At 56.1% G+C, this 25,640-nt stretch carries 19 protein-coding genes; 14 read left to right on the top strand and 5 right to left on the bottom strand.

What is annotated here, in order from left to right; genetic code table 11:
* Positions 1-40: 40 nt before the first annotated feature.
* Positions 41-2,734, bottom strand: coding sequence for an EAL domain-containing protein (locus ACR2R1_RS11160; RefSeq protein ID WP_434114157.1), 2,694 nt, complete (start codon positions 2,732-2,734; stop codon positions 41-43).
* On the bottom strand, positions 2,731-4,308 hold the full coding sequence (locus ACR2R1_RS11155) for a methyl-accepting chemotaxis protein (protein WP_168183887.1): 1,578 nt from the start codon (positions 4,306-4,308) through the stop codon (positions 2,731-2,733). Before ACR2R1_RS11155 ends, ACR2R1_RS11160 begins: the two co-directional genes overlap by 4 nt.
* A gap of 444 nt (positions 4,309-4,752) precedes the next feature.
* On the opposite strand from ACR2R1_RS11155, the gene ACR2R1_RS11150 reads away from it, so the two are divergent.
* From ACR2R1_RS11150 to galU, 14 genes are all read left to right on the top strand, one after another.
* Positions 4,753-6,408, top strand: coding sequence for an ATP-binding protein (locus tag ACR2R1_RS11150; RefSeq protein WP_077728378.1), 1,656 nt, complete (start codon positions 4,753-4,755; stop codon positions 6,406-6,408).
* A 379-nt stretch (positions 6,409-6,787) separates the two neighbouring features.
* Positions 6,788-9,367 carry a DNA gyrase subunit A gene (gene gyrA / locus ACR2R1_RS11145; RefSeq protein ID WP_156880179.1) on the top strand — a complete coding sequence of 860 codons (2,580 nt, stop codon included), beginning with the start codon at positions 6,788-6,790 and terminating at the stop codon, positions 9,365-9,367.
* Entirely contained in the window at positions 9,360-10,442 is a 1,083-nt protein-coding gene (serC, locus tag ACR2R1_RS11140; protein WP_434114152.1) for a 3-phosphoserine/phosphohydroxythreonine transaminase, read from the top strand. Before gyrA ends, serC begins: the two co-directional genes overlap by 8 nt.
* Positions 10,443-10,446: 4 nt before the next feature.
* Positions 10,447-11,610, top strand: coding sequence for a phosphoglycerate dehydrogenase (locus tag ACR2R1_RS11135; RefSeq protein WP_077728376.1), 1,164 nt, complete (start codon positions 10,447-10,449; stop codon positions 11,608-11,610).
* A gap of 9 nt (positions 11,611-11,619) precedes the next feature.
* Complete coding sequence (pheA, locus tag ACR2R1_RS11130) at positions 11,620-12,726, top strand: prephenate dehydratase (protein WP_077728375.1); 1,107 nt, start codon at positions 11,620-11,622, stop codon at positions 12,724-12,726.
* A gap of 30 nt (positions 12,727-12,756) precedes the next feature.
* Complete coding sequence (gene hisC, locus ACR2R1_RS11125) at positions 12,757-13,872, top strand: histidinol-phosphate transaminase (RefSeq protein WP_347257343.1); 1,116 nt, start codon at positions 12,757-12,759, stop codon at positions 13,870-13,872.
* Positions 13,869-14,738: a prephenate dehydrogenase gene (locus ACR2R1_RS11120; protein ID WP_434114147.1), complete on the top strand. Its 870-nt coding sequence runs from the start codon at positions 13,869-13,871 to the stop codon at positions 14,736-14,738. The genes hisC and ACR2R1_RS11120 overlap by 4 nt, the downstream gene beginning before the upstream one ends.
* A 7-nt stretch (positions 14,739-14,745) precedes the next feature.
* Entirely contained in the window at positions 14,746-16,074 is a 1,329-nt protein-coding gene (gene aroA, locus ACR2R1_RS11115) for a 3-phosphoshikimate 1-carboxyvinyltransferase (RefSeq protein ID WP_077728372.1), read from the top strand.
* Positions 16,071-16,739: a (d)CMP kinase gene (gene cmk, locus ACR2R1_RS11110; protein ID WP_077728371.1), complete on the top strand. Its 669-nt coding sequence runs from the start codon at positions 16,071-16,073 to the stop codon at positions 16,737-16,739. Before aroA ends, cmk begins: the two co-directional genes overlap by 4 nt.
* A gap of 109 nt (positions 16,740-16,848) precedes the next feature.
* The gene (gene rpsA / locus ACR2R1_RS11105) at positions 16,849-18,519 is read left to right on the top strand and encodes a 30S ribosomal protein S1 (RefSeq protein WP_077728370.1); all 1,671 of its coding nucleotides are present in this window, start codon (positions 16,849-16,851) and stop codon (positions 18,517-18,519) included.
* A 43-nt stretch (positions 18,520-18,562) separates the two neighbouring features.
* Entirely contained in the window at positions 18,563-18,862 is a 300-nt protein-coding gene (locus ACR2R1_RS11100; RefSeq protein WP_276205321.1) for an integration host factor subunit beta, read from the top strand.
* A gap of 490 nt (positions 18,863-19,352) precedes the next feature.
* Entirely contained in the window at positions 19,353-19,658 is a 306-nt protein-coding gene (locus ACR2R1_RS11095; protein WP_077728369.1) for a ComEA family DNA-binding protein, read from the top strand.
* 137 nt (positions 19,659-19,795) lie between these two features.
* Positions 19,796-20,389, top strand: coding sequence for an adenylyl-sulfate kinase (gene cysC, locus ACR2R1_RS11090; RefSeq protein WP_077728534.1), 594 nt, complete (start codon positions 19,796-19,798; stop codon positions 20,387-20,389).
* 28 nt (positions 20,390-20,417) lie between these two features.
* A complete protein-coding gene (gene galU, locus ACR2R1_RS11085; protein WP_077728368.1) occupies positions 20,418-21,296 on the top strand; it encodes a UTP--glucose-1-phosphate uridylyltransferase GalU in 879 nt (292 codons plus the stop codon).
* Positions 21,297-21,627: 331 nt separating this feature from the next.
* On the opposite strand, the gene ggt is transcribed toward galU, so the two are convergent.
* The 3 genes from ggt to dnaJ form a co-directional block, all read right to left on the bottom strand.
* Complete coding sequence (gene ggt / locus ACR2R1_RS11080; protein WP_077728367.1) at positions 21,628-23,373, bottom strand: gamma-glutamyltransferase; 1,746 nt, start codon at positions 23,371-23,373, stop codon at positions 21,628-21,630.
* Between the two features lie 34 nt (positions 23,374-23,407).
* Positions 23,408-24,214 (bottom strand): 4-hydroxy-tetrahydrodipicolinate reductase, encoded by an 807-nt coding sequence (gene dapB / locus ACR2R1_RS11075; RefSeq protein WP_434114141.1) that lies wholly within the window; start codon positions 24,212-24,214, stop codon positions 23,408-23,410.
* Positions 24,215-24,297: 83 nt separating this feature from the next.
* Positions 24,298-25,440, bottom strand: a complete 1,143-nt coding sequence (dnaJ, locus tag ACR2R1_RS11070; protein WP_077728365.1) for a molecular chaperone DnaJ — start codon at positions 25,438-25,440, stop codon at positions 24,298-24,300.
* Between the last annotated feature and the right edge of the window lie 200 nt (positions 25,441-25,640).

The raw sequence follows: 25,640 nt of genomic DNA, 5'->3' as shown, positions 1-25,640 counted from the left end.
GCAGTTCCGGGAGCGATTAGGAATTGGTCCAAGATTCTTGTCAGTTCAACGGGCCACCGCGATCCATGCGGCGCCCTGCCAACTGGGCGATCTCTGAAAGCGGCAGCGGCCGGCCGAACAAATAGCCCTGGCCAAAATGGCAATGGTGGCTGCGGAGAAATTCGAGTTGTTCGGGCGATTCTACTCCCTCGGCAACGACCTGCAGGTTGAGATTGTGGGCCAAACCGATGATCGCTCGAATGATTTTTCCGTCATCGGTCTCCAAACACGCGCCGGCGATGAAGGATTTGTCGATCTTGAGGGCGGAAATTTTGAATTGCCTCAGGTAGCTTAGCGAGGAATAACCGGTGCCGAAGTCGTCGATCAGCACGTCGATCCCCATGTCGGCCAGCTGATCCAACACGGCGATGGTCTCTTGCACCTGCTGCATCGCGAGGCTTTCGGTCAGCTCCAGTTTGAGCCGTGACGGCGAAAGACCGACGCGTGACAGAATGTACCCGATGATCTTGGTGAGGTTATTCCGGAATTGATGGCCGGATAGGTTCACCGAGACGCTGAGATCGGTTCCCAGGATTTTCCCGAACTGAAGACAGTCCCGACAGGCCTGCTCGAGTACCCAATCTCCGACCGGATTAATCAGGCCGGTGTCTTCCAATAGCGGCACGAACTGGTCTGGAGGAATCATGCCGCGGTCCGGGTGATTCCAGCGGATGAGCGCCTCCATGCTGACGATGCGGCCGTTTCGTAGGTCAACCTGAGGTTGATAATGAAGCGAGAATTCTCTTCGCTCCAGGGCGTTGTATAAGTCGTTTTCCAAATCCAGCCGCGTGCTGTTTTTCTCGTGGATTTTGCCGGAATAGAACTGATAGGTGTTCCGGCCTTGGTGCTTGGCATCGTACATCGCCAAATCGGCGTGGCGGATCAAGTCGTCGACGTTTTCGGCATCGCGGGGGCTCAAAGCGATGCCGATGGTCACGGTAATGCGGCGTGTACGATCGCCGAACAGAAAAGGTTCCGTAAATGCCTCCAACACCCGCTGGGCGATTTTGTTCGCATCGTCTGGGCCACCCAGGTCGTTGACAATAAGTGCAAATTCATCGCCGCCCAGCCTTGCAACGACGTCGCCTCGGCGGGTGCGTCCATTTTCACGCAAGCACTTTGTCAGCCGCTCGGCAACCTGTTGCAGCAGGCGGTCGCCGATCTGGTGGCCGAAAGTATCGTTGATGGTCTTGAAGCGGTCGATGTCGAGGTACAGCAACGCCGCCTGCTTGCGTTCGCCATGCGCCCTGAGGATGGCTTTTTTCAGGTGATTGCGGAACATCAGTCGGTTAGGAAGTTCGGTCAGATGGTCGTGATTGATCAGCTGATCGACGAGAGAATTCGTAAATTTTCGGGAGCTTAGATCGGCAAATACACCTATGTAGCGAATGACTTGATGTCCGTCGTCCTTCAATGCAGTGATGCTCAGCCATTCCGGGTAGATCTCGCCGCTCTTCCGTTTATTCCAGATTTCGCCCTGCCATTGGCCGGATTCATCCAGGCTGAGCCACATTTGGCGATAGAATTTCCGGTCGTGCCGTCCGGAACTGAACATCGAAGGTTTGCGTCCTATCACCTCGTCTTTCGAGTAGCCGGTGATGGTGGTCAGCGCACGATTCACCATCACGATATTGGCTTTGGCGTCGGTGATGAGGATGCCTTCCGAACTGGTTTCGAACACGCTGGCGGCGATTCGAAGCTGTTCTTCGGCGCGCCGGCGTCCTTCTTTGTTCCAGATATTCCGGATTGCCAAGGCTAAAGTATCTGCAAAGGTGGCGACGAGAAGTTCGTCGTCCCCGTCGAAGAACCCGCCGTCTGTCTTATCGCAGAGATAGAGGCGCCCATACGTCTCTCCGTTGTGGGAAATCGAGACGGCGAGAAGGTTGCGCATGGGCGGGTGGCCCGGCGGAAATCCCGCCGCATGCGGGTGCTCGTGCAGATTCTGCAGCCGCAGAAACTGGTTCCGGGCCAGCGCCCTCCCGAGGAGTCCCTTTCCTTCCGGCCAGTGTTCGATGCGCTGCGCCTGTTCTTCGCTCAAACCTGTGTAGATGAATTCGGCGACTTGGCCTTGCTCGTCGAAAATCCCGATCGCCCCGTAGCGCGCCGACAGCAGACGGGTCAGATATTCGAGAGAACTTTCCAATAGATGCCGTTCCAGCTTTATCGTATTCATGATCCGCAGCAAGGAACGGGTCGCTAGGCTAAGCGATCTCAGCTGCTCGGACCATGATGGCGAAGGATCGCGATTCGTCGACAATTCGGCATGGCGATGCGATTCATCCGACAAAAGCTCCTTTTCGCGCTTCAGGAGCGCGTCAATCAGGCTGGTTCGGGTTACGGCTCCGATAAAATCGCCGCTATCGTTGAAAACCGCTAGAGCCGCCAGGTGCTCGTTTTCCAGCCGGTTTTTCACGATTTCGAGCGGCGTGTTTTCATGGACAGGGGCCGGAATCGGGTCAACCACCAAGTCCGCCAGTATCTGGTCCGGATTCCGGGCGATTTGTTCGCTCGATACGAGTCCCAGAAAGAGACTTATCCCAGCGGGGAGGACATCGAAAACGCTATAGATACAGCCCGGCTCGAGCTCCTCTCGTGATGGCCGGTCGTCGGCTTTTGCTCTTGTCAGTTGATCGGTTAATGCTTCCCGTGCGCAAAGTCTCGAGCGTCCGATCGGATGGTTAGTCGAATCGCTCATTCGTCGGCCTGGGCGAAACGGTTCATGAGGTTTTCAAGATCCACAGCCAACTGTAACGCTTGTTCACTAGTGTTGGCGGTCCGCTCAGCCTCTTTCGCGATGTTCTTGGTTTTTTGGTTGATGTTTTCAACGTTGCGCATGATTTCTTGAGTGACGCAGGATTGCTCCTCCACGGCACTTGCTACCTGCACATTCATATCCTTGATTTCTTCAATCGCTCGCGTGATCTCGGAAAGCGTTTCATTGCAGACCTCCGCCTGTTGCACGCTCACTTGAGCTTGCCGGCGGCCTTTCTCCATAACGGCGGTGGCTTCCTGGGCTTCTTTCTGCAGCCGCTCGACGATTTTCTGGATTTCCCGGGTCGAACTCTGGGTGGTGGACGCCAGCTTGCGTACTTCTTCGGCAACGACCGCGAAACCGCGTCCCCGCTCGCCCGCGCGCGCAGCCTCGATGGCGGCGTTCAAGGCCAACAGATTGGTTTGATCGGCGATGTCGCGGATCACGTTGACTACGACATCGATGCCTCTGCTTTCTTGTTCCAGTTTTTCTATCACCTGTGCGGCATTCTCGACCTCATGGGCCAGGTCGTCGATTGCAACGCTGGTCTGCCCCACGGCATGTTTGCCCTTGCCGGCTGCATGGGTCGCGCGGTCGGCTGCGGAAGCGGCTTCTGCGGCATTGCGGGCAATGCTCTGAACGGTTGCCGTCATTTCATCGACGGCCGTCGCTACCATGGCGATCTCCGACTGCTGATGGGTGAGGTCGTTGCTGGTCTGGGCCGCAGCCTGCCGGGCGTGAGTCGCCATGTCCTGGAGCCGGGCGGCGGCGTCATCGAAGCGCCCGATTACGGTTCGCAGCCTAGCCTGCAAGGAGACGATAGCGGTCTGCAATTGGCCCACTTCATCATCTCTTCCGGCATAGACCTTTCGGGCGATGCCGTTGTCGATGAACTGCTTGGAGAAATTCGCAGCCTGGGTGAGCGGCCGTGTGAGAAGACGTGCCATGAATAACGAGAGGGCCATACTGACGGCGGCTGCCGCATAAAACGCGGGTTGCGCGCCGGCTCCGGTAAAACCGAGAGCTAGCAGGGGTGCCGTGGCGACGAGAAATCCGACGAACGCTTTCGCCGAGAAGCTCAATCGGAGCAGCGAAGGCAGCTTGAACTTTTTTTCGCGGAACGACCGGTAGAGCGCTTCGGCCCTAGCAACGTACTCCCGTGAAGGACTCACCCTCACCGATTCGTAGCCGATTATGCGGTCTTTATCCAGCATCGGCATAACGAATGCGTCCACCCAGTAATAGTCGCCGTTCTTACATCGATTTTTGACGATGCCCATCCAAGGGGTCCGGTTTTTCAAGGTGGTCCAGAGATCGGCGAACGCTTCCGGCGGCATATCCGGATGTCGAACGATATTGTGGTTCTTATTCAATAGCTCCTGTTCGGTGAACCCGGCGACTGTCTGAAAGTCCTTGTTCGCGTAAGTGATGATTCCCTTTAAATTGGTAGTCGAGATCAGTTGTGTAGCGGCGGGATACGTCGATTCGTTTGCAGTGACGGGAAGATTGATTTTCATAGAGAAGCCTTTGTTCAGTCCGCTCGGCAGGCAAAGCGCGGGCGCGCGTTCCGTTTGCATCGTCGAGGCAGGGTTCGTTCACGTTGCGAAAAGCCCATCCGCGCTGGTGTTAGGAAAAATCCGGGGACCATGGGGATGACGGCCTAGAGTATAGGTGGGAGGAAACAAGAAATTTCTTATTTTTGGCGCTGGGTCGTTTTCCTGGTTCGTGTACTGCCAGCGAGGCAGTTCGGATAGCAGGAGGTGGGCGGCGCCAAGAGCGGCGGCGCAGGCCGAATCGCACCGGCCCGATTCGCATATTCGCCGAACTGGTCTAACTTTTGGGCCAGTTCTCCAGAAGTTCTATAGTGACTGTCGGGATCGGAACGAGCGGCGGCTCCCAGCCGTCGGACCGAACCGGCTGGAGGCTCCGGTTTTCTTACAGGCGCTTTTTAGGGGTCCGTTATGTCCGAACACACCGATACACTGATTGGTCATTTGCTGGAAGTTCGCAACGGTCAATTCGTAGCCAAGCTATTGAGCGAGGAGGAAGGCTTTTGCCCGACTGTGTCGGTGGACGGTGAGCTCAAAGTGGTCGGACAACCGGGATCTTACGTATCGATCCGTCAGCACGGTTTTCGATCCTTGGCGCTGATCAATCATGTAGAAGCAGATCGTTCCGGTGGTCGAATATGCCGTTCCGCGGCCGGCAGCCTGGTCGCGCTTACGCCGCTCGGACAAATTACCGATGAAGGCGTGTTCCAGCGCGGTGTAAGGCATTTTCCGACACCCGGCGCCGAAGTGCACATCGTGGCCGAGGACGAGATCGATTCGATTTTCGCGAATTACCGGCAGTATCGGTTCAATCCCGGCTATCTCCGCAGCCATCCCTCGACCGGCGTTTACCTGGATCCGTCGGCTTTGTGCAGTCGCCATTTCGCTATTCTCGGGCAGTCCGGCTCCGGCAAGTCATGGTCGGTGGCAAGTTTGATTCAGCGCATGGTCGATGCCATGCCCAACGCGCATATCATCCTGCTCGATTTGCACGGCGAATATTGCTGGAAGGATAGGAGCAGGGCTCTCCATTCCGCCTTTAAGCCGGAACAGACGCGTTATCTCGACGCCCGAGCCCTGGAAATTCCTTATTGGCTGATGACTTTCGCCGAGTTGCTCGACCTGCTGATCGATCGCAACGACCCGGGAGCTGCCATACAGACTGCTTTCCTGCGCGAGACGATTTACGAGTTGAAGAAAAAATCGGCGAAATCCCTGGATTTGGAAACAATCTCGCTCGACTCGCCAATTTATTTCTCGTTACAGGAGGTTTACGACAGCTTCAAGGAAGCCAATGAATTCCGCACCGATTTCGGCAAGACCAAAGGCCCGCTGTTCGGCCAGTTCGACGAGTTTCTGGTCAAGCTGCTGAGCCGGCTCAATGACGTGCGCTATGATTTTCTGCTCAATCCGGTAAGACGGAACCGCTCGGAGAGTCTGCCCGGGCTGCTGCGGGATTTCGTCGGATTGGGCGACCCCAAATGTCAGATCACGATTATCGACTTGAGCCCGGTACCTTTCGACGTGCGTCCGACCGTTTCCGCGCAGATCGGGCGCTTGGCCTTCGAGTTCAATTACTGGAACCCGTTCAACCGAGAGTTTCCCATTCTCCTGGTCTGCGAAGAAGCTCATGCCTATATTCCCCGTGAGTCCAACACCCAGTTTGAAGGCACTCGCAAGACCATGGAGCGGATCGCCAAGGAAGGGCGCAAGTACGGTGTCGGTTTGGGGGTTATCAGTCAGCGGCCCCACGAGTTGTCGGAAACGGTATTGTCGCAATGCGGCACGTACATCTGCCTGCGCATTACCAATCCCGACGACCAGGACTATGTGCGCAAGCTGGTGCCGGAGGGCGAGTCCGATTTGGTCGATATCCTGACGTCTCTCAGCCGGGGCGAGGCCATGATCCTCGGCGAGGCCATCCCACTCCCTACCCGGACCCAGATTTATAAGCCCGACCCGACGCCCAACAGCAACGACGCGGATTTCTATTCGGCGTGGAAGTCCGGTCCGGAAGATTTAGACATCGAGGGTATCGTCGATCGATGGAGGCGGCAGGGGCGGTAAGCCGGGTGCTTGTCCGGTACTGGCCAGATTTCCGCCATTTTCTTGAATGTCTTGGGTATTATTAATCAGGCCCGTAAATACCCTCCTGGTATTTCGGGCCGCCGCCCAGGCCGGTACAAGCCCGGCCTGGGCTCACGCGGCTTGTCGCCGCGCCGGGGCATCCCTGCCCCGGATTAACCCGGCCTATATTTATAGGCCGGGTTAATAATGATTTAGATTGCCTATCTAAGGTCGGTCCACAATCTTATGCACAGGGACGGTGAACAACTGTCGTTCCTGCTTTAGTGGAGCGGCCACGCCTCAACGGTTATAATGCCGGTTGGTTATTTACGCGGCGTATCTGAAGCGGCGCGGCTCCTTTACGGTACAGCACTCCCTCATGACTTCCTTCGCCAAAGAAATTATTCCGGTCAGTCTCGAAGACGAGATGAAACAGTCCTATCTCGATTACGCCATGAGCGTGATCGTGGGGCGCGCCTTGCCGGATGTGCGTGACGGTTTGAAGCCGGTACATCGGCGCGTGCTTTACGCCATGCACGAGCTGAGCAACGATTGGAATAAGCCTTACAAGAAGTCTGCCCGCGTCGTGGGTGACGTCATCGGTAAATACCATCCGCACGGCGACGCCGCGGTGTATGACACGATCGTGCGCATGGCCCAGCCGTTTTCGCTGCGCTATATGCTAATCGACGGTCAGGGCAATTTCGGGTCGGTCGATGGCGATCCGCCGGCGGCCATGCGTTATACCGAAGTGCGCATGGCCCGCATTGCGCACGAATTGCTCGCCGATCTCGAGAAAGAGACGGTCGATTTCATCCCGAACTACGACGAATCCGAAAAAGAGCCTTCGGTACTGCCCACGCGCATTCCGAACTTGCTCATCAACGGTTCGGCAGGCATCGCGGTGGGCATGGCGACGAATATCCCGCCCCACAATCTCACCGAAGTCATCAGCGCCTGCTTGTTGCTGATCGAGAATCCGGATGCCGGCATCGCCGAACTGATGGAACACATCCCGGGACCGGATTTTCCCACAGCCGGCATCATCAATGGGGCGAGCGGCATCCGTGAAGCTTATCTCACCGGCCGGGGCCGCATTTACATCCGTGCCCGCTGCGATTTCGAGGAAGACGGCGGACGCACCAGCATCATCGTCAGCGAGTTGCCGTATCAGGTGAACAAGGCCCGGCTCATGGAAAAAATCGCCGAGCTGGCCAAGGAGGGGAAGCTGGAGGGCATTTCCGGGCTGCGCGACGAGTCGGACAAGGACGGCATGCGCATGGTGATCGAACTCAAGCGCGGCGAAGTGCCGGAAGTGGTGCTGAACAATCTCTATCAGCAGACCGCCATGCAGAGCGTGTTCGGCATCAATACCGTGGCCTTGCTGGACGGACGTCCGCGCTGTCTGAACCTCAAGGAGTTGCTCGCGGCGTTTATCGATCATCGCCGCGAAGTCGTCACCCGGCGCACGCTGTACGATCTTCGAAAAGCGCGCGAACGTGCGCATATCCTGGAAGGTCAGGCCGTCGCTCTCGCGAATATCGACGAAGTGATCGAACTGATCAAGACGTCGCCCAATCCTGCGGAAGCGAAACAGCGGCTATTGGAGCGCACCTGGCGTCCCGGCGTGGTTTCGGATCTTCTGGCCAGGGCGGAAGACGCAATGCGGTCCCGTCCGGAAAACCTCGCGGCCGGTTACGGTCTGACCGAACACGGTTACAACCTGTCGCCGGAGCAGGCGCAGGCAATTTTGGATCTCCGTCTGCACCGCCTGACCGGGCTGGAGCAGGACAAGATCATCGATGAATACAAGCAGCTGTTGGCGCAGATTGACGAGCTCCTCGAAATTTTGGCCAGCGACAAGCGATTGATGGAAGTCATCCGCGACGAGCTTGTCGCCATCCGCGACCAGTTCGGCGACAAGCGTCGCACCGAAATCATCGAGGACCGTCTCGATTTGTCCGCGGAAGATCTGATCACCGAGGAAGACGTGGTGGTCACGGTTTCCCACGAAGGCTACGTGAAATCGCAGCCGCTCGGCGCCTACCGGGCGCAACGGCGGGGCGGGCGCGGCAAGGCGGCGGCGACCACCAAGGAAGAGGATTTCATCGAAAAACTCATCGTGGCCAACACCCATGACACCATTCTGTGCTTTTCGAGCGTGGGCAAGGTGTACTGGCTCAAGGTCTACGAGCTGCCTTCGGCCAGCCGCGTGTCGCGCGGCAAGCCTTTCGTCAATCTGCTGCCGCTGGAGCAGGGCGAGCGCATCAATGCCATCCTCCCGATTCGGGAATTCGACGAAAGCCATTACGTTTTCATGGCGACCGCCTCGGGTATCGTCAAAAAAGTGGGGCTGCGGGAGTTCGAGCGTCCGCGCCCGTCCGGGAAAATCGCCATCGATCTGCGGCAGGACGATCACTTGGTGAACGTGGCCATCACAGACGGCAAGCAGCATGTCATGCTGTTCAGCAATGCGGGCAAGGCCGTGTGCTTCGAGGAAGAGGACGTGCGGCCCATGGGGCGTGGCGCAACCGGCGTCCGCGGCATGACGCTGCACGACGGCCAGAAGATCATTGCCCTCATCATCGGCACCGAGGGTTCGGTGCTGAACATTACCGAAAACGGGTTCGGCAAGCGTACGGCGCTGAGCGACTTTCCGATACACCGCCGCGGCGGCCAAGGCGTGATCGCCATCCAAACCAGCGAACGTAACGGTTCGGTAGTCGGCGCCGTACTCGTTCAGGATTCGGACGAGATCATGCTGATCACCGATGCCGGCACGCTGGTGCGGACGCGGGTCGAAGAGATTCGGGAACTCGGGCGCAATACTCAAGGCGTGACGGTGATCCGCCTCAGTCCGGGTGAAAAAGTCGTCGGAGTGGACAGGATTCCGGTCCTTGAGGGCGAAAACGACGAGTTGGCGGAAACGGATGAAGACCAGGAGGGCGACGATGGCTAGGGTTTACAATTTCAGCGCGGGACCGTCCATGCTTCCAGAGCCGGTGTTGCTCCGCGCGCGCGAAGAGTTGCCGGATTGGCATTCCACTGGTATGTCGATCATGGAAATGAGTCACCGCGGCAAAGATTTTGTCGCCGTCGCCGAGAAATCCGAGGCGGACCTGCGCGAGCTTCTGACGATTCCGGCGAATTACAAAGTCTTGTTTTTACAAGGTGGCGCGACCGGACAATTCGCGGCGGTCCCAATGAATCTTCTTCGGGGAAAATTCAAGGCTTGCTATGTCAATACCGGCCTCTGGTCGGAGAAGGCCGTTTCCGAGGCCGAGCGGTACTGCTCGGTCGCTATTGCGGCGAGTTCCAAGGAAAGCGGCTTTACGACTGTTCCGCCTCGCTCCGATTGGCGCATCGATCCGGATGCGGCTTATCTCCATTACACCGCCAACGAAACCATCGGCGGGGTCGAATTCCAGGATGTTCCTGACTCGGCCGGGCTGCCGCTGGTTTGCGACATGTCGTCCAATATCCTGTCGCGCCCGCTGGATGTCGGCCGATTCGGCCTGATTTACGCCGGCGCGCAGAAAAACATGGGGCCGGCCGGTATCGTCGTGGTGATCGCGCGCGAAGATCTGATCGGGCAGGCCCTGACTGGTACGCCGTCGATCTTCGACTATAAGAAGCAGGCGGACAGCGGTTCCATGCTCAATACGCCGCCGACCTACAACTGGTATTTGCTGGGCCTGGTGTTGGAGTGGCTGAGGGATCAGGGCGGATTGGCTGCCGTCGAAGCGCGCAATATCCGTAAGGCGGAAAAACTGTACGCCGCTATCGACGGTTCGACGTTCTATTCGAACCCCATCCAGCCGGCTTATCGTTCCCGCATGAACGTCCCGTTCCGGCTGGCGAAAGCGGACCTGGAAAAAACGTTTTTGGCCGAAGCCAAAGCAGCAGGATTAGTGAACCTGGAGGGGCACCGGTCGGTAGGTGGATTCAGGGCTAGCATCTACAACGCGATGCCTGAAGAAGGAGTCGATGCCTTAATCGAATTCATGCGCGAGTTCGAGCGCAGACACGGATAGTTTCATGTTCAAGATTCTCACCTACGACAACATCTCGGTGGCCGGATTAGAGCGACTGCCCCGCGACCGTTACGAGATTGCGTCGGAAATTCAGCATCCCGACGCGATACTGCTGCGCTCCCATAACCTCCACGGCGTGCCCATCCCGGAATCGGTGAAGGCGGTGGGACGTGCCGGCGCCGGGGTGAACAACATTCCCGTCGCGGAGTATTCGAAGTGCGGCATTCCGGTGTTCAATGCACCGGGCGCCAACGCCAATGCCGTGAAAGAGTTGGTCATTGCGGGGATGCTATTGGCGGCCCGCAACATTTGTACGGCTTGGGACTTTGCCCGCCAGTTGGAGGGCGACGACGAGACGATTCATCACCGCGTCGAAAAAACTAAGAAACAATTCGCCGGTTTCGAGCTGGCGGGCAAGACCTTGGGGGTTTTGGGACTGGGCGCGATCGGCGTAAGAGTGGCCAATGCGGCGACGGGTTTGGGCATGCATGTGATCGGTTACGATCCGCTGCTTACGGTCGAAAGCGCCTGGCAGCTGTCTTCGTCGGTTGCGCGGGCCGCGAGCATCGACGATTTGATTGCGAAGGTCGACCTCCTGACCTTGCACGTGCCGCTGAACGACCAGACGCGCCACCTCGTCAATGCGGCACGAATCGGCATCATGAAGAAAGGGGCGGTCTTGCTCAATTTTTCCCGCGCCGGCATCGTGGACGACGCCAGCGTGTACGGCGCTTTGAACGCAGGCCATCTCGCCGCCTATGTATGCGACTTTCCTTCGCGCGCCATGCTGGACCATCCCCGCGCAGTCGTACTCCCGCATCTCGGTGCCTCCACCGCCGAAGCCGAGGAAAACTGTGCGGTAATGGTGGCCGATAGGGTGCGGGATTTTCTGGAAAACGGTAACATCCGACACTCGGTGAATTTTCCGGACGTGGTCATGCCGCGGACCGAGGGCGTCCGCCTCGGAGTAGCGAATGAGAACGTGCCCAAGATGGTAGGGCAGATTTCCGGTGCGCTGGCCGACGCCAACCTCAATATTCTCGATTTGTTGAACAAGTCGAGAGGTGAACTTGCTTATACGCTCATCGACCTCAATACCGAGGTGCCCGCCGAAACGCTGGAACATATCCGGGCCATCAAGGGAGTGCTTTCCGCCCGCGTCATATAACGAGTTGTCATGGAGAATTCGAACAATACATCGACTGTCGATACTGCGTTGCTTCACCTCCGCAAGGAGATCGATGCGATCGACGATCGGATCTTGGAGCTGTTGAACCAGCGTGCGCGCTGCGCCCAGCAAGTTGCCGAAATCAAGACGGCGGCGGGCGAGGTCGATTGTTTTCACCGCCCCGAGCGGGAAGCGGAAGTGCTGCGGCGCATCGCCGAAAACAATAGCGGTCCTTTGAGCCAGGAAGCAGTCACCCGTTTTTTCCGCGAGCTCATGTCGGAATGCCTGGCCTTGGAAAAACCGTTGACCGTTGCTTTTCTCGGTCCTCAGGGCACGTTCACGCAGCAGGCCGCTTACAAACACTTCGGCCATGCCATTCAGGCGGTGCCCTTGCCGGCTATCGACGAAATTTTCCGGGCTGTCGAAAGCGGCGCCTGCCAGTACGGCGTGGTGCCCGTCGAAAATTCCACCGAAGGGGTGATCACCCACACCCTGGATAGCTTTTTGCGATCCTTTTTGCTCATCGCCGGCGAGGTGGGGCTGCGTATTCACCACAACCTGATGAGCAAGTTGAGTAGCTCCGAAGAAATACGTGAAGTTTTCTCCCATCAACAATCTCTCGCTCAATGCCGCGAATGGCTGGATCGTTATCTTCCGAACGTTCGGAAGACCGCCGTCAGCAGCAATGCCGAGGCGGCACGACTTGCCGCTGTCATGCCGAATACCGCGGCCATAGCGGGGGAAGTGGCGGCCGAGCTGTATGGACTCAATGTTCTGGAGCGCAACATCGAAGACGAGCCGGACAATACCACGCGGTTCTTGGTGATCGGGCGGAATCCGGTCGGAGCCACCGGAAACGATAAGACGTCGTTACTCCTCTCGACCCGGAACAATCCCGGCGCTCTTTATGCTGTCCTCGAGCCTTTTGCGAGGCACAGCATCAGCATGACCAAAATCGAATCCCGACCGTCTCGCCGGGGTACGTGGGACTATGTCTTCTTCGTCGATGTGGAAGGACACCGGAATGAACCTCGATTGGCGGAGGCATTAAAGGAAGTTGAGAAAAGCGTCACGATGTTGAAAATCCTCGGTTCTTATCCTCGGGCCTCGTCTTGATCGTTTGATCCTAGTATTCGACTCATCTTTATGAAAGCAGAGCATTTAGCCGTTCCCGGAGTTCGGGCGCTCACGCCTTACCTGCCCGGCAAACCCATCAGTGAACTGGAACGGGAGTTAGGGCTACGCAATATCGTTAAACTGGCATCGAACGAGAACCCTCTAGGGCCTAGCCCGAAGGCGCTCGAAGCAGCACGTCGTGCATCATCCGAAATCCACCTATACCCGGACGGCAGCGGTTTCGAGCTCAAGGCCGCATTATCGCGCAAACTCGATGTCCGACCCGAACAGATTACCTTGGGTAACGGTTCCAACGACGCACTGGAGTTGGTGGCCCGCGCTTTCCTGTCCCCGCAGTCGAAAGCGATCTATTCCGAATATGCCTTTGCGGTTTATTCCATCGTGACGCAAGCCGTCGGCGCACAGGCGGTCGTTGCACCGGCCCATGACGGCTCTCACGGGCCCCGTTATGGCCATGACTTGCAGGCCATGGCCCAGGCAGTTGATGAATCGACGCGGGTCGTATTCATTGCCAATCCCAATAATCCGACCGGGACCTATTTGACGAAATCGGAGTTGCGCAGTTTTCTCGGCGACCTTCCCGAGCATGTCATCGCCGTTGTGGACGAGGCGTATTTCGAATATGTTGAAGCTCCCGACTATCCCGATTGCATAGAGTGGCTGTCCGATTTTCCCAGTTTGATCGTGATCCGGACTTTTTCCAAAGCCTATGGACTGGCGGGGCTGCGGGTCGGGTATGCGGTGTCGAGCCCAGCGATTGCCGATCTTTTGAATCGCGTGCGGCAACCGTTCAACGTCAATTCTCTGGCCTTGGAAGCCGCCAAGGCTGCACTCGACGACAACGATCATCTGACCCGTTCGGTGAGCTTGAATCGAGAGGGCCTGTGCCGGCTAAGCGAAGCCTTCACCGAGCGCGACTTGAACTTCATTCCTTCGGTCGGCAACTTCATTATGGTCGACGTGGGAAGACCGGCAGCCCCGGTTTACGAGGCGCTGTTACGGCAGGGCGTCATCGTTCGGCCGGTTGCCAATTACGGTCTTCCCAATCATTTGCGCGTCACCGTCGGTACCGAGGAAGAAAACCGGATTTTCCTGGCCGCACTGGACTGTGTCTTGGCCTTATGATCGAGCGTCTATGCATCATCGGCGTGGGGCTGATCGGCGGATCGGTGGCGCGTGCCGCGCGCGCCAAAGGGCTCTGCCATGAAATCGTGGGCGTCGATGCCGATACCGATAACTTGCGAAAAGCATTGGAATGCGGTGTCATCGACGTCGGGTTTTCCGATGCAAAGCAGGGCGCTGCAAATGCAGACTTGGTGATGATCGCGACCCCCGTCGGAACTTTTGACGCCATTTTGGGCGCGTTGAAACCGGTATGGTCCACCCGAGCGGTCGTTACGGACGCGGGCAGCACGAAGTGTAATGTCATCGAATCCGCCGAAAGAATTTTTGGTGAAATTCCCGAAAATTTCGTGCCGGGCCACCCGATCGCGGGAGCCGAACGGAGCGGTGTGGATGCCTCGACCGCCGATTTGTATCAGGGCAAGCGAGTTATCCTGACGCCTCTAAACAACACGTCGCCGCTGGCCATCAAGCGGGTTGAGCGTTTTTGGCAAGCGATAGGAGCCAAGGTTTCGGAAATGGAGCCAGCCCATCACGACGAAGTGTTGGCCGCGACCAGCCATTTGCCTCACGTGTTGGCCTTTACGCTGACTTACATGCTAGGTAAGAAAGACGAGCAGCAGGAAATTTTTCAGTATGCCGCTGGCGGATTTCGGGACTTTACCCGTATCGCGTCCAGCGATCCGAAAATGTGGCTGGATATCTGCCTCGCGAACCGGCGGCAAATCGTATCCTTGATCCATCAGTTCCGCGAAGAGCTTAGTGTGGCCGCCGGTCTGATTTCGAGAGGGGCCGAGGACGAACTCTATTCTTTATTCTCCGAAGCCCGCAGTGCGCGACAACGATTCTTAGATCAACTTGAAAAATAACAGGTCCATGCAGAACAACACGATCAGCTTTCGGGTGCAGCCGGGTGGCACGCTTCGCGGAGAGGCACGGGTGCCCGGCGATAAATCCATCTCCCATCGATCCATCATGTTGGGTGCGCTGGCCGAAGGCACGACCCGCGTCACCGGCTTTTTGGAAGCGGACGATTGCCTCGCCACTATGAATGCGTTTCGGGCGATGGGCGTCGACATCGAGGGCCCGCAAGACGGGCAGGTGTGCATTCGAGGTGTGGGGCTGCATGGGTTGCGTGCGCCCAAAGAACCGTTGTACCTGGGGAATTCGGGCACGTCGATGCGTCTCCTTTGCGGTCTGTTGGCGGGGCAGCATTTTGACTCGGTTTTGACCGGCGACGTTTCTCTTTCCCGCCGCCCCATGAAGCGAGTAACCGAGCCGCTACGTACGATGGGCGCAGTGGTGGAAACTACCGAGGCGGGAACCGCTCCGCTCAAGATTAGAGGCAGCACGAAGCTGAGGGGGATTCACTACGATATGCCGGTGGCCAGTGCCCAGGTCAAGTCCTGTCTTCTCTTGGCCGGGCTTTACGCCGCCGGCAGGACGTGTGTGCGCGAGCCGGCTCCTACGCGCGATCATACCGAGCGCATGTTAGCCGGATTTTCCTATCCGGTGGTTCGTGAAGGCGATACCGTATGCGTACAGCCGGACGGGAGACTTGTTGCCTGCGACATCGATGTGCCTGGCGACATATCATCGGCGGCATTTTTCATGGTCGGCGCAGCAATCGGCGAAGATGCCGATGTCACCCTCCGGCATGTGGGCGTGAATCCGACTCGTACCGGGGTTTTGGACATTCTGCGTCTGATGGGGGCGGATATTCAGGTCGTCGATGTCCGCGAGATGGGCGGTGAGCCGGTTGCGGATATCCGCATCCGTTCAAGTCGCCTGCGCGGGATCGAGATTCCGCAAGAATTGGTGCCTTTGGCGATCGACGAGTTTCCGGTTCTGTTTGTCGCCGCGGCTTGCGCCGAGGGGGAAACTCGATTGACCGGCGCCGAGGAACTACGGGTCAAGGAAAGCGATCGTATCCAAGTAATGGCTGACGGTTTGCAAGCCTTGGGCATCGACGCCCAGCCGACGCCGGATGGGATGATTGTACGGGGCGGAAAACTGTCCGGGGGGAAAGTAAATTCCCACGGCGATCATCGTATTGCCATGGCATTTTCTGTTGCCGCGCTGCGGGCCGCCGGCCTGATCGAAATCGACGACTGCGCGAACGTCAATACATCCTTTCCGAGCTTCGTGGAGTTGGCGCGCGATATGGGCCTAAACATCTCTGCCATTTTCGGCGAGATCCTATGACAACGAAGGTGCCGGTGATCACCATCGATGGGCCGAGCGGTGCCGGCAAGGGGACGGTGAGCCGTGCGTTGGCCAAGACGCTGGGCTGGCATTTCTTGGACAGCGGGGCCATCTACCGTTCATTGGCCTTCGCCGTTACCCAGGCTGCGATCGACCCCCACAATGTCGACGCCGTTGTCAGTGTCGCTCGGTCGATGGATCTTCAATTCGAGGCGAACGATCCGCCGCGCATCCTTCTGAACGGCCAGGATATTGCCTGTCAAATCCAGACGGAAGACTGCGGCAACACGGCTTCGAAGATCGCCGCTTATGGGCCGGTACGACAGGCGCTCTTGCAGAAGCAGCGCGATTTTCAGCGAGAACCCGGCTTGGTCGCAGACGGCCGCGACATGGGCACAGTCGTTTTTCCCGACGCCCCGTATAAGATATTTTTAACTGCCAGCGCGGAAGTGCGCGCAAAAAGGCGGCATAAGCAGTTGAAAGAGAAGGGGGCTGATGTTAACCTTGAACGCTTAACGAAAGAGATTGAAGAACGGGACCGGCGCGACAAGGAACGTGCTGAGGCGCCGCTGACTGTACCGGATGGCGCTGTTCTGATTGATTCGTCCGATCTCACGATTGATCAAGTTATCGCCCGATGTCTCGATATTATAGGCGGTAGGTAAGATCGTAATCGGTAATTTTTGAGGCGTTGCCGGCGTTTGCTCGGCAATTTGTTTAACCAATTAACCCAAACGGCTAGGGAAACTTGGCTGTTAGAACCAAGTTCGTTTTATGAGCGATAGCTTTGCACAATTGTTTGAAGAGAGTCTGGCTCAGGCGGAAATGCGCCCAGGCAGCATCATCACGGGCACCGTAATCGATATCGGCCCCGATGTGGTCGTAGTCAATGCGGGATTGAAGTCGGAAGGCGTCATACCCAAATGGCAGTTCTTGAATTCCGACGGACAAATCGAAGTACAGATCGGCGACACGGTCGAAGTGGCGCTCGACATGCTGGAAGACGGTTTAGGGGCTACGCTGTTGTCCCGCGACAAGGCAAAGCGGTTGAAGGCATGGCAAGAGCTCGAACAGGCGTACGAGAAGAATGAGACCGTGGTCGGTAGAATTACGGGCAAGGTACGCGGAGGCTTCACGGTGGCCGTCGGTGCGTTGCGCGCCTTTTTGCCCGGATCTCTGGTCGATGTGCGTCCGGTCCGCGACACATCCTACTTGGAAGGGCGCGACCTCGAATTCAAGGTCATCAAGATCGACCAAAAGCGCAATAATGTTGTGCTTTCCCGCCGCGCCGTAGTGGAATCCGAGTTCAGCGCCGAGAAGGAAGCGTTGCTCGAGAACCTGAAAGAAGGTGCGATCGTCACGGGCGTGGTGAAGAACCTGACCGATTATGGCGCCTTTATCGATCTCGGCGGCATCGACGGCCTGCTCCACATTACCGATATGGCTTGGAAGAGAGTGCGGCATCCCTCGGAAGCCGTTCAGATCGGCCAAGAAATCCAGGTCAAGGTACTTAAATTTGATCAGGAAAAGAATCGCGTCTCGCTTGGCTTGAAGCAGCTGGGAGAGGATCCGTGGCTGAATATCGCACGTCGTTATCCGCCGGGCACGCGCCTTTTCGGAAAGGTCAGCAACCTTACGGATTACGGCTGTTTCGTCGAGTTGGAAGAGGGCGTCGAAGGCCTCGTTCACGTATCCGAGATGGATTGGACCAACAAGAACGTCAACCCGGCCAAGGTTATCCAGTTGGGTGAGGAAGTCGAGGTCATGGTACTCGACATCGACGAGGAGCGTCGTCGCATTTCTCTCGGCATGAAGCAGTGCAAGCCCAATCCTTGGGAAGAATTTGCTGCGAGCCACAAGAAGGGCGACAAGATTAAGGGCAGCATCAAGTCGATTACCGATTTCGGTATTTTCATCGGACTGGAAGGTGCTATCGACGGTCTGGTGCATCTGTCGGACATTTCTTGGTCCATTCCGGGCGAAGAAGCGATTCGCCAGTACAAGAAAGGCGATGAAGTGGAGACCATCATCCTGGCCATCGATCCTGAGCGGGAACGAATCTCGCTCGGCATAAAGCAGTTGGAGCAGGATCCCTTCCAGAATTACTTGGCGACCCACGAGAAAGGCAGCATTGTCAACGGGGTTGTCAAGGAAGTCGACGCTAAGGGGGCAGTTATCACCCTGGCTGACAGTGTTGAAGGCTATCTCCGCGCGTCCGAAATTTCTCGCGATCGAGTAGAAGACGCTCGTACCCAGTTGAAGGTAGGCGACGAAGTCGAAGCGAAGTTCATCGGGGTCGACAAGAAAAACAAATCCATTACTCTCTCGATTAAGGCGAAGGATCAAGAAGAGGAAGCTGCTGCAATCAAGGGGTACTCACAGCAATCTTCCTCCGGTATGCCTACTTTGGGAGATATCTTCAAGGAACAGATGGAAAATAAATAGTCAGGTCAAGCAAGGGGGGCGGACACACTGCCCCCCGCTATTTATGGAAATGACAGTGACAAAGTCAGAATTGATCAATCTCTTAGCAGAGAAGTACGGCCACTTGGCGTTTAAGGATGTCGAGTTGGCGGTAAAAGGAATGATCGAACATATGACCCATGCCCTTTCATCGGGCGAGCGCATCGAAATTAGAGGGTTCGGGAGTTTCTCGCTGCATTATCGTCCACCGAGGATGGGGCGGAATCCAAAAACAGGCGACTCAGTCGAGTTGGCTTCCAAGTTTGTACCTCATTTTAAGCCTGGCAAAGAACTGCGAGATCGAGTCAATCAAGCGCGGAGTTGAGTTGCCCCTGAGGCCGCCACAAATTAGGCGATATAGATTTGGTCCATTAAAGGCATCGTATTGCGTCTCCGTCCCTCTGTCTCTGTCCTAGCATATTCTGTTTAGCACACCAGCCGGTGTAAGTCCTTCCTCACAAAAATTGCCATCCAGCCGTGACGTGCTCCGACGTGCATTGCTGCACTGGGATCGTCTGGGTCCGGCGACAAGTCAATCTTGGAAAGTGCAGTGGAATGCGCTGGAGTGTCAGCAACCACGCCTATCAACTGCCTTGAAGGTGTCTATGAGAACGCCTCCAATACTGTCCGCTTCGGCAGTAACAGAACCCAAGCGCTGCTTTCATCGGTCTCTCATCTGTAAAGCACTGCCTAAATGACTTGTCGGCAAAAGCTTACGCAAAAATCCGAAAATTCCTACAGTAATTTCAATTGCATATGCGGCATCGACTGCTAGCTTTAAGCTTGCAACATATTTGCAACCTACAGGAGCCGTCATGTTGAAGCTTAGGAAAGTTATATTTGCATTAATGCTTTTTAGCTGTGCGTGGTGCGTATCAGCTGAACCAGTAGATATTAATTCCGCTACGGCCGACCAGCTTGCCCAAAGTTTAAACGGTGTAGGCAAGGCAAAAGCGGAAGCGATTATTCAGGATCGTGAAAAAAACGGCAAATTTAAGTCGGCGGATGATTTGGCGCGTGTCAAAGGAATTGGCACCGCGACAATCGAAAAGAACCGCGACAAGATTACTGTCGGCGCTGAAGCACCAAATTCGGCAGCGGCATCTGCCAAGGCCAAATAATCAAAAATCGACTATCGATTCCGAAAGGCTCCTTCGTGGAGCCTTTTTTTTGAAAAATAAATTTCCATCCTTGGTGAGCGCCATCGAACTCAAGGCTAAAATACTCGAGGGAATTAAAACGAGTGAAAGTGATTTCTATGAGTTCAAACATCGTATGGCACAACGCGTCCGTAACACGAGAAAAGCGAGAGCGGCTTAATGGGCACAAAAGCTTTATTTTATGGTTTACCGGCCTTTCCGGGGCCGGTAAATCGACCTTGGCTCATCGTGTCGAAGAGCTGCTGTTCGAACGGGGATGTCGTACCTACGTGTTCGATGGCGATAACGTACGGCATGGACTTTGCTCTGATTTAGCGTTCAGTATAGAAGACAGACGGGAAAATATCCGCCGCATCGGCGAGATGAGTAAGCTGTTCATCGATGCAGGCGTTATTGCTCTGACGGCTTTTATATCCCCGTTTCGACGGGACCGACAAATGGTGAGATCACTAGTCGGTGAGGGAGATTTCATCGAAGTTTACTGCGATGCATCGGTAGAGGTGTGCGAAAATCGTGACGTCAAAGGTTTGTATAAGAGGGCTCGACTTGGCGAAATTCCTGATTTTACAGGCATCTCTTCTCCGTACGAGGAGCCAGAAAATCCTGAAATTACCTTACATTCAGGTGTCGACTCTTTGGATACATGTGCTCAGATAGTGCTTCGATATCTCGAGGATAAACACAAGATTTAATTTGGTTGAGTAAAGAGCAAAGCAAACAATGAAGAGGATTGTAAGAAAAGCAGTTTTTCCGGTTGCCGGCCTAGGAACGCGATTTCTTCCAGCCACTAAGGCGAGCCCGAAAGAAATGTTGCCTATTGTAGACAAGCCATTGATCCAATATGCCGTGGAAGAAGCGGTTGCGGCCGGGGTCGACGTCATGGTGTTCATTACTAGCCGGACGAAAAGGGCAATTTCAGATCATTTCGACAAGGCCTACGAACTTGAAACCGAGCTGGCCAACCGCGGTAAGTCGGAGATCTTGCGGATTGTTCAAAACATCGTCCCGCCCCATGTCACTTGCGTTTACATTCGCCAAGCGGAAGCCTTGGGCTTGGGGCACGCAGTCAATTGTGCTCGGGCTGTGATTGGAGATGAACCCTTCGCCGTGTTGCTGGCTGACGACATGATCGACGATGGGCATACCGGCTGTCTGTCGCAGATGGTTAAAATCTTCGACGAATGGCAGTGTTCGGTACTGGGAGTTGAGAGGATCGCTCCTTCGGAAACTCAAAGCTACGGCATCGTTAAAGCTAATCTGATTCAAGACAACATTGGAAAGTTGGAGCAAATCGTCGAGAAACCGAAGCCAGAAAATGCACCTTCGAATTTGGCGGTAGTTGGTCGGTACATTTTAACCCCTGCCATTTTTGACAAACTCGATAACGTGGCTAAAGGGGCCGGCGGCGAAATTCAACTTACCGATGCTATTGCGATGCTGCTGCACGAGGAACCGGTTCTAGCTTATGAATTCCATGGTAAACGTTATGACTGCGGTTCAAAGCTCGGATATTTGATCGCAACGGTAGAGCAGGGCCTGAAACATCCAGAACTGAGTGATAGCTTCAAGGACTATTTGACCACTCTCAAGTTGTCGTAGTAGCGCCTGAAGGGTGTCACCGGGCGGATGGAGTTCCCATACGCGGAAGTAGGGGAGGGTCTAGGTAAGGTCGGACATCTAAAATCAGTGCATCGTCCGCGCGATTTTTTACGAACTCAGACGTCGCGCGTTGTACGGCCCGATGCTAAGCTTTGAGGTGAGCGTGGCGGTCGAGTGATCTCTCTCGACCGCCAAGACTTAAACAATGCTTCGTACGCGCAATTGACCACTCAAATATAGAGAGCGCTGCGCGAACGCGCGTCAATGCAGTGTCGGAGAAAGCGACGCATAGGTCCAGTTAACGCAAGTCCTCGGAAAACAGCGAAACACTCTATTTCAGTTTGGCCAAGCCTTCGCCTCGCGGATCGCTGGCGGCGTAAACCCGATTAATGCTCTTGTCCCAGAGAACCGATTGCATGTCACCGTAGCGGCGATCGATGGGTTTCAACTCATGACCCCTTTTCTTAAGTTCCACTTGCTCCTCCTCGGTTAGGCCGCCGGGTTCATATTGGATAACATCCGGTAGATATTGATGGTGAAATCGAGGAATGGACACCCAAGAATCCGGTGTGTGGCCTTCGGCGAAATCCAAAACGGCTAGCAGTACCATGGAGACGATACGGCTTCCGCCGGGGGTTCCGATCATGCCTATGCGATGCTGGTCCTCAACAAACGTCGGCGTCATGCTGGACAGCATCCGTTTACCGGGTGCAATGGTGTTAGCCTCACCGCCTACCAATCCGTAAACGTTGCTTGAGCCGGGATGAGCGGCAAAATCATCCATCTCGTCGTTCAGCAATACGCCGGTGCCAGGAGGCATAAATCCGGAGCCAAAAGGATAGTTGACGCTTAGAGTGGCGGCGACACGATTGCCTTCCCTGTCTAGAACGGAAAAATGAGTGGTGTTTTCGCCATCCGGCTCAGGGGCGTTGAACTGACTTAAATACAGACTCGGGAGTGCTCGGCTCGGGTGTATCGCCGCGCGTAAACCGGCGGCATAATTCGGGCTGAGTAACCGACGTAACGGCATCATTACGAAATCGGGATCACCCAGGAATCGCTCGCGGTCGTGATAGGCGCGCCGCATGGCTTCGACTATGAGATGCTTGCGGGTAGTGCTGTCGACGGCTTTCAGATCGTAGCCGGACAATATGTTCAGGATTTCGATCAAGCCGATCCCGCCCGCGGAAGGCGGTGGTGGCGCGGTTATGCGTATTCCACGGTAGAAGCCTTGAACGGGCTCCCGCTCGACTACACGATAATCGGACAAGTCTTGTACGGTCCAAATGCCGCCGGCACTTCGGACGCCTTCGACTAATCTTTTCGCGGTATCGCCGTTATAAAAGCCGATCTTGCCGGATTCGCCGAGCTGCGTGAGCGTATTCGCGAGTTCCTTTTGCTTCAAAAGCGCACCGGGCTCGGGCATTTTCCCATTGACTAGAAAAACGTTGGCTGCTGCTTTCGACCTGCGCAATACGTCGGCGCGAAATGACAGTAGTCGACAATGACGTTCACTTATGGGAAACCCGTCTTCGGCATAGCGAATAGCCGGCGCTAAGTCGCTAGAGAGTGGGAGCCGTCCGTAATTCCGGGCAAGATGCACGAGCGCAGCCGGCATGCCTGGAATGCCCGCAGAAAGAGCTCCGTTGACTGATTTGTTGGGCACGGCTTTTCCTTCGTCATCGAGGTACATGTCGGGCCGGGCCGCCAAGGGAGCCCGCTCTCGACCGTCCAGCATCACCGTTTTGCCGTCGGACGCTCGATGAAGAAGCCAAAAGCCGCCACCGCCGAGCCCCGATCCCGCAGGTTCGACCACTGCGAGTGCTGCACTGATGGCCACCGCGGCATCGAACGCATTACCGCCCTTATCCAGAATTTCAAAACCGGCTTCCGTGGCGAGCGGGTGCGCGCTGGCGATGGCAGCTTGTGGCGGAGCAGCCGTCGCTACCGGCAAGAAAAAGATAAGGCAGAAAGTGAGCCGGATTAGCCGCGGCTTAAGAAACGACCTGCTAAGAAGTTTAAGCGTGTTGACTTGGCGGTTGACCCATGGAGAGTACGGACGGAATCGACTGTCCATTACCTAATTGTCACGTTAAGGCGAAGGTAAGCCGTTAGGCCTTGAGCCCCAGTACGTCCTGCATGTCGTAAATGCCCGGCGTTTTGTCCATAAGCCAAATGGCGGCGCGCATGGCTCCCTTGGCAAAGGTCATGCGGCTGGTCGCGTTATGGGTAATTTCGACGCGCTCGCCTTCGTCGGCGAACATCACGGTATGTTCGCCCACGATATCGCCAGCCCGAATCACGGAAAAGCCTATCGTTTTGGGATCGCGTTCCCCGGTGTAGCCTTCCCGTCCATAGACGGCGCATTCGCGCAGATCTCGGCCGAGTGCGGCGGCCACGACCTCGCCCATACGTAATGCCGTCCCGGAGGGGGCATCCACTTTATGCCTGTGATGGGCCTCGATGATCTCGATATCGGTTTGCTCGCCGATGACCTTCGCAGCGATTTCCAACAGTTTGAGGCAAAGATTTACCCCTACGCTCATGTTCGGTGCTAGTACGAGCGGTATCGTAAGTGCGATATGTTCGATATCCGCTTTCTGTTCAGGCGTGAAGCCAGTCGTACCGATAACGAGTCGTTTACCGTGCTCCCGACACACCGCGAGATGTTCCATGGTTGCCTCGGGACGGGTGAAGTCGACGACGACATCGAGGTCCGAGATGACGCGGCTCAGGTCGTCGACCACCGGGATGTTGAGCTTCGACAGTCCGGCAAGCTCTCCGGCGTCCTTCCCCGTTTCGGGGCTGCCTTTTCTCTCCACCGCGGCTCTCAAGAGCATTCCGTTGGTGTCGAGGCAGGCGCGTATCAAGGCTTGTCCCATGCGACCAGCGGCTCCGACGATTCCAACTTTGATCATTATGGTTTTCCTGAGATATGGCTTTGGTATTTTCGTGTCGATCAGTGGCCTTGCGGCGTTTCGATAATCCGGCAATCCGGCAATTAAAGCCCGAGTTTGTCGAAAAACTGTTTCACTCCGTCGAGCCAGCCATGCGCTTGTGGACTGTGATGACTGCCGCCCCCGCTCAGGGAGTCGTCCAGTTTCTTGATCAACTCGATCTGGTCCTTATTGAGATGTACCGGCGTTTCGATACGGACTCGGCACAACAGATCGCCCTGCGGGCCGCCGCGCACCGGTTTTACCCCTTTGCCGCGCAGCCGGAACAGCCGGCCGGTTTGGGTTTCCGCGGGAATCTTAAGTACCACTTTGCCATCGAGCGTTGGAACCTCCAGTTCGCCGCCCAAACAAGCGGTCGGGAAGCTGATCGGAACCTCACAATAGAGATTGGCACCATCCCGGGTAAAAATCGGGTGCTCTTTAACGGAGATTTGTACGTACAAGTCGCCCGGTGGTCCTCCGCTTTCTCCCGCTTCGCCTTCGCCGGCCAAACGGATACGATCCCCCGTGTCCACACCTGGCGGGATCTTGACTGATAGCGTTTTGGTTTCCTGAACACGTCCCTGCCCGTGACAGACGCGACAAGGATCCTTTATTTGCTGGCCCGTACCGTGACAGGTCGGGCAGGTTTGCTGCACGGCGAAGAAGCCTTGCTGCATGCGGATGGCGCCATGGCCCTGGCAAGTAGAGCAGGTCGTGGGTCCCGTGCCCTTCTTGGCGCCGGTGCCATTGCATTCGTCACAAGTTACGAAGGTCGGTACGCGGATCTTGACTTCGGTGCCCGCGACCGCTTCCTCGAGGGTGATCTCCAGGTTATAGCGAAGATCGGCACCGCGTTGCACGCGACTGCCCCGTCTTCGGCCTGTCGCACCGCCACCGAAGATATCACCAAAGACATCACTGAAGATGTCGCTGAAACTTTCGCCGGTAAAGCCGAACCCACCGGCTGCGCCCATGGATGGATCAACTCCGGCATGGCCGAATTGATCATAAGCGGAACGCTTCTTCGGATCGGAAAGCACATCGTAGGCTTCCTTGATCTTTTTGAACTGCTCTTCCGCTTTCGGATTGTCGCGGTTGCGATCTGGATGATATTTCATCGCTAAGCGGCGAAAGCTCTTTTTGATGTCGCTATCGCTCGCGTTTCGCGCCACGCCTAAAAGTTCGTAATAATCTTCTTTCGCCATAACATAAAGAGCCGCAGGGCTTTGCCTGCGGCTAAGTTGGAGTCAATGCGCAGGACGCATCAAACTTGCCCGAAATACTCAGGCGTTAATTCCTCGCCACCTTCCCTCACCCGAAAGCTCGACTGCTTTACGCATAAACTTAGGAGAGGAGGGCGGATGAGCAGAGCAGTTTGCTTCCGCTCATCTGCATTCATGGCACA

The organism is Methylocaldum sp. GT1TLB, from assembly GCF_051027445.1.
Classification (GTDB): Bacteria; Pseudomonadota; Gammaproteobacteria; order Methylococcales; family Methylococcaceae; genus Methylocaldum.
This window is presented reverse-complemented; position numbering and strand designations above follow the sequence as displayed.

Bases quoted from the DNA above. Each gene is read 5' to 3' on its own strand.
- aroA (WP_077728372.1), top strand. From the start codon at position 14,746: ATGCAGAACAACACGATCAGCTTTCGGGTGCAGCCGGGTGGCACGCTT.
- ACR2R1_RS11155 (WP_168183887.1), bottom strand. From the start codon at position 4,308: ATGAAAATCAATCTTCCCGTCACTGCAAACGAATCGACGTATCCCGCC.
- ACR2R1_RS11120 (WP_434114147.1), top strand. From the start codon at position 13,869: ATGATCGAGCGTCTATGCATCATCGGCGTGGGGCTGATCGGCGGATCG.
- ACR2R1_RS11160 (WP_434114157.1), bottom strand. From the start codon at position 2,734: ATGAGCGATTCGACTAACCATCCGATCGGACGCTCGAGACTTTGCGCA.
- ACR2R1_RS11150 (WP_077728378.1), top strand. From the start codon at position 4,753: ATGTCCGAACACACCGATACACTGATTGGTCATTTGCTGGAAGTTCGC.
- rpsA (WP_077728370.1), top strand. From the start codon at position 16,849: ATGAGCGATAGCTTTGCACAATTGTTTGAAGAGAGTCTGGCTCAGGCG.
- galU (WP_077728368.1), top strand. From the start codon at position 20,418: ATGAAGAGGATTGTAAGAAAAGCAGTTTTTCCGGTTGCCGGCCTAGGA.
- cmk (WP_077728371.1), top strand. From the start codon at position 16,071: ATGACAACGAAGGTGCCGGTGATCACCATCGATGGGCCGAGCGGTGCC.
- gyrA (WP_156880179.1), top strand. From the start codon at position 6,788: ATGACTTCCTTCGCCAAAGAAATTATTCCGGTCAGTCTCGAAGACGAG.
- ACR2R1_RS11100 (WP_276205321.1), top strand. From the start codon at position 18,563: ATGGAAATGACAGTGACAAAGTCAGAATTGATCAATCTCTTAGCAGAG.
- dapB (WP_434114141.1), bottom strand. From the start codon at position 24,214: ATGATCAAAGTTGGAATCGTCGGAGCCGCTGGTCGCATGGGACAAGCC.
- pheA (WP_077728375.1), top strand. From the start codon at position 11,620: ATGGAGAATTCGAACAATACATCGACTGTCGATACTGCGTTGCTTCAC.
- ACR2R1_RS11135 (WP_077728376.1), top strand. From the start codon at position 10,447: ATGTTCAAGATTCTCACCTACGACAACATCTCGGTGGCCGGATTAGAG.
- hisC (WP_347257343.1), top strand. From the start codon at position 12,757: ATGAAAGCAGAGCATTTAGCCGTTCCCGGAGTTCGGGCGCTCACGCCT.
- ACR2R1_RS11095 (WP_077728369.1), top strand. From the start codon at position 19,353: ATGTTGAAGCTTAGGAAAGTTATATTTGCATTAATGCTTTTTAGCTGT.
- cysC (WP_077728534.1), top strand. From the start codon at position 19,796: ATGAGTTCAAACATCGTATGGCACAACGCGTCCGTAACACGAGAAAAG.
- ggt (WP_077728367.1), bottom strand. From the start codon at position 23,373: ATGGACAGTCGATTCCGTCCGTACTCTCCATGGGTCAACCGCCAAGTC.
- serC (WP_434114152.1), top strand. From the start codon at position 9,360: ATGGCTAGGGTTTACAATTTCAGCGCGGGACCGTCCATGCTTCCAGAG.
- dnaJ (WP_077728365.1), bottom strand. From the start codon at position 25,440: ATGGCGAAAGAAGATTATTACGAACTTTTAGGCGTGGCGCGAAACGCG.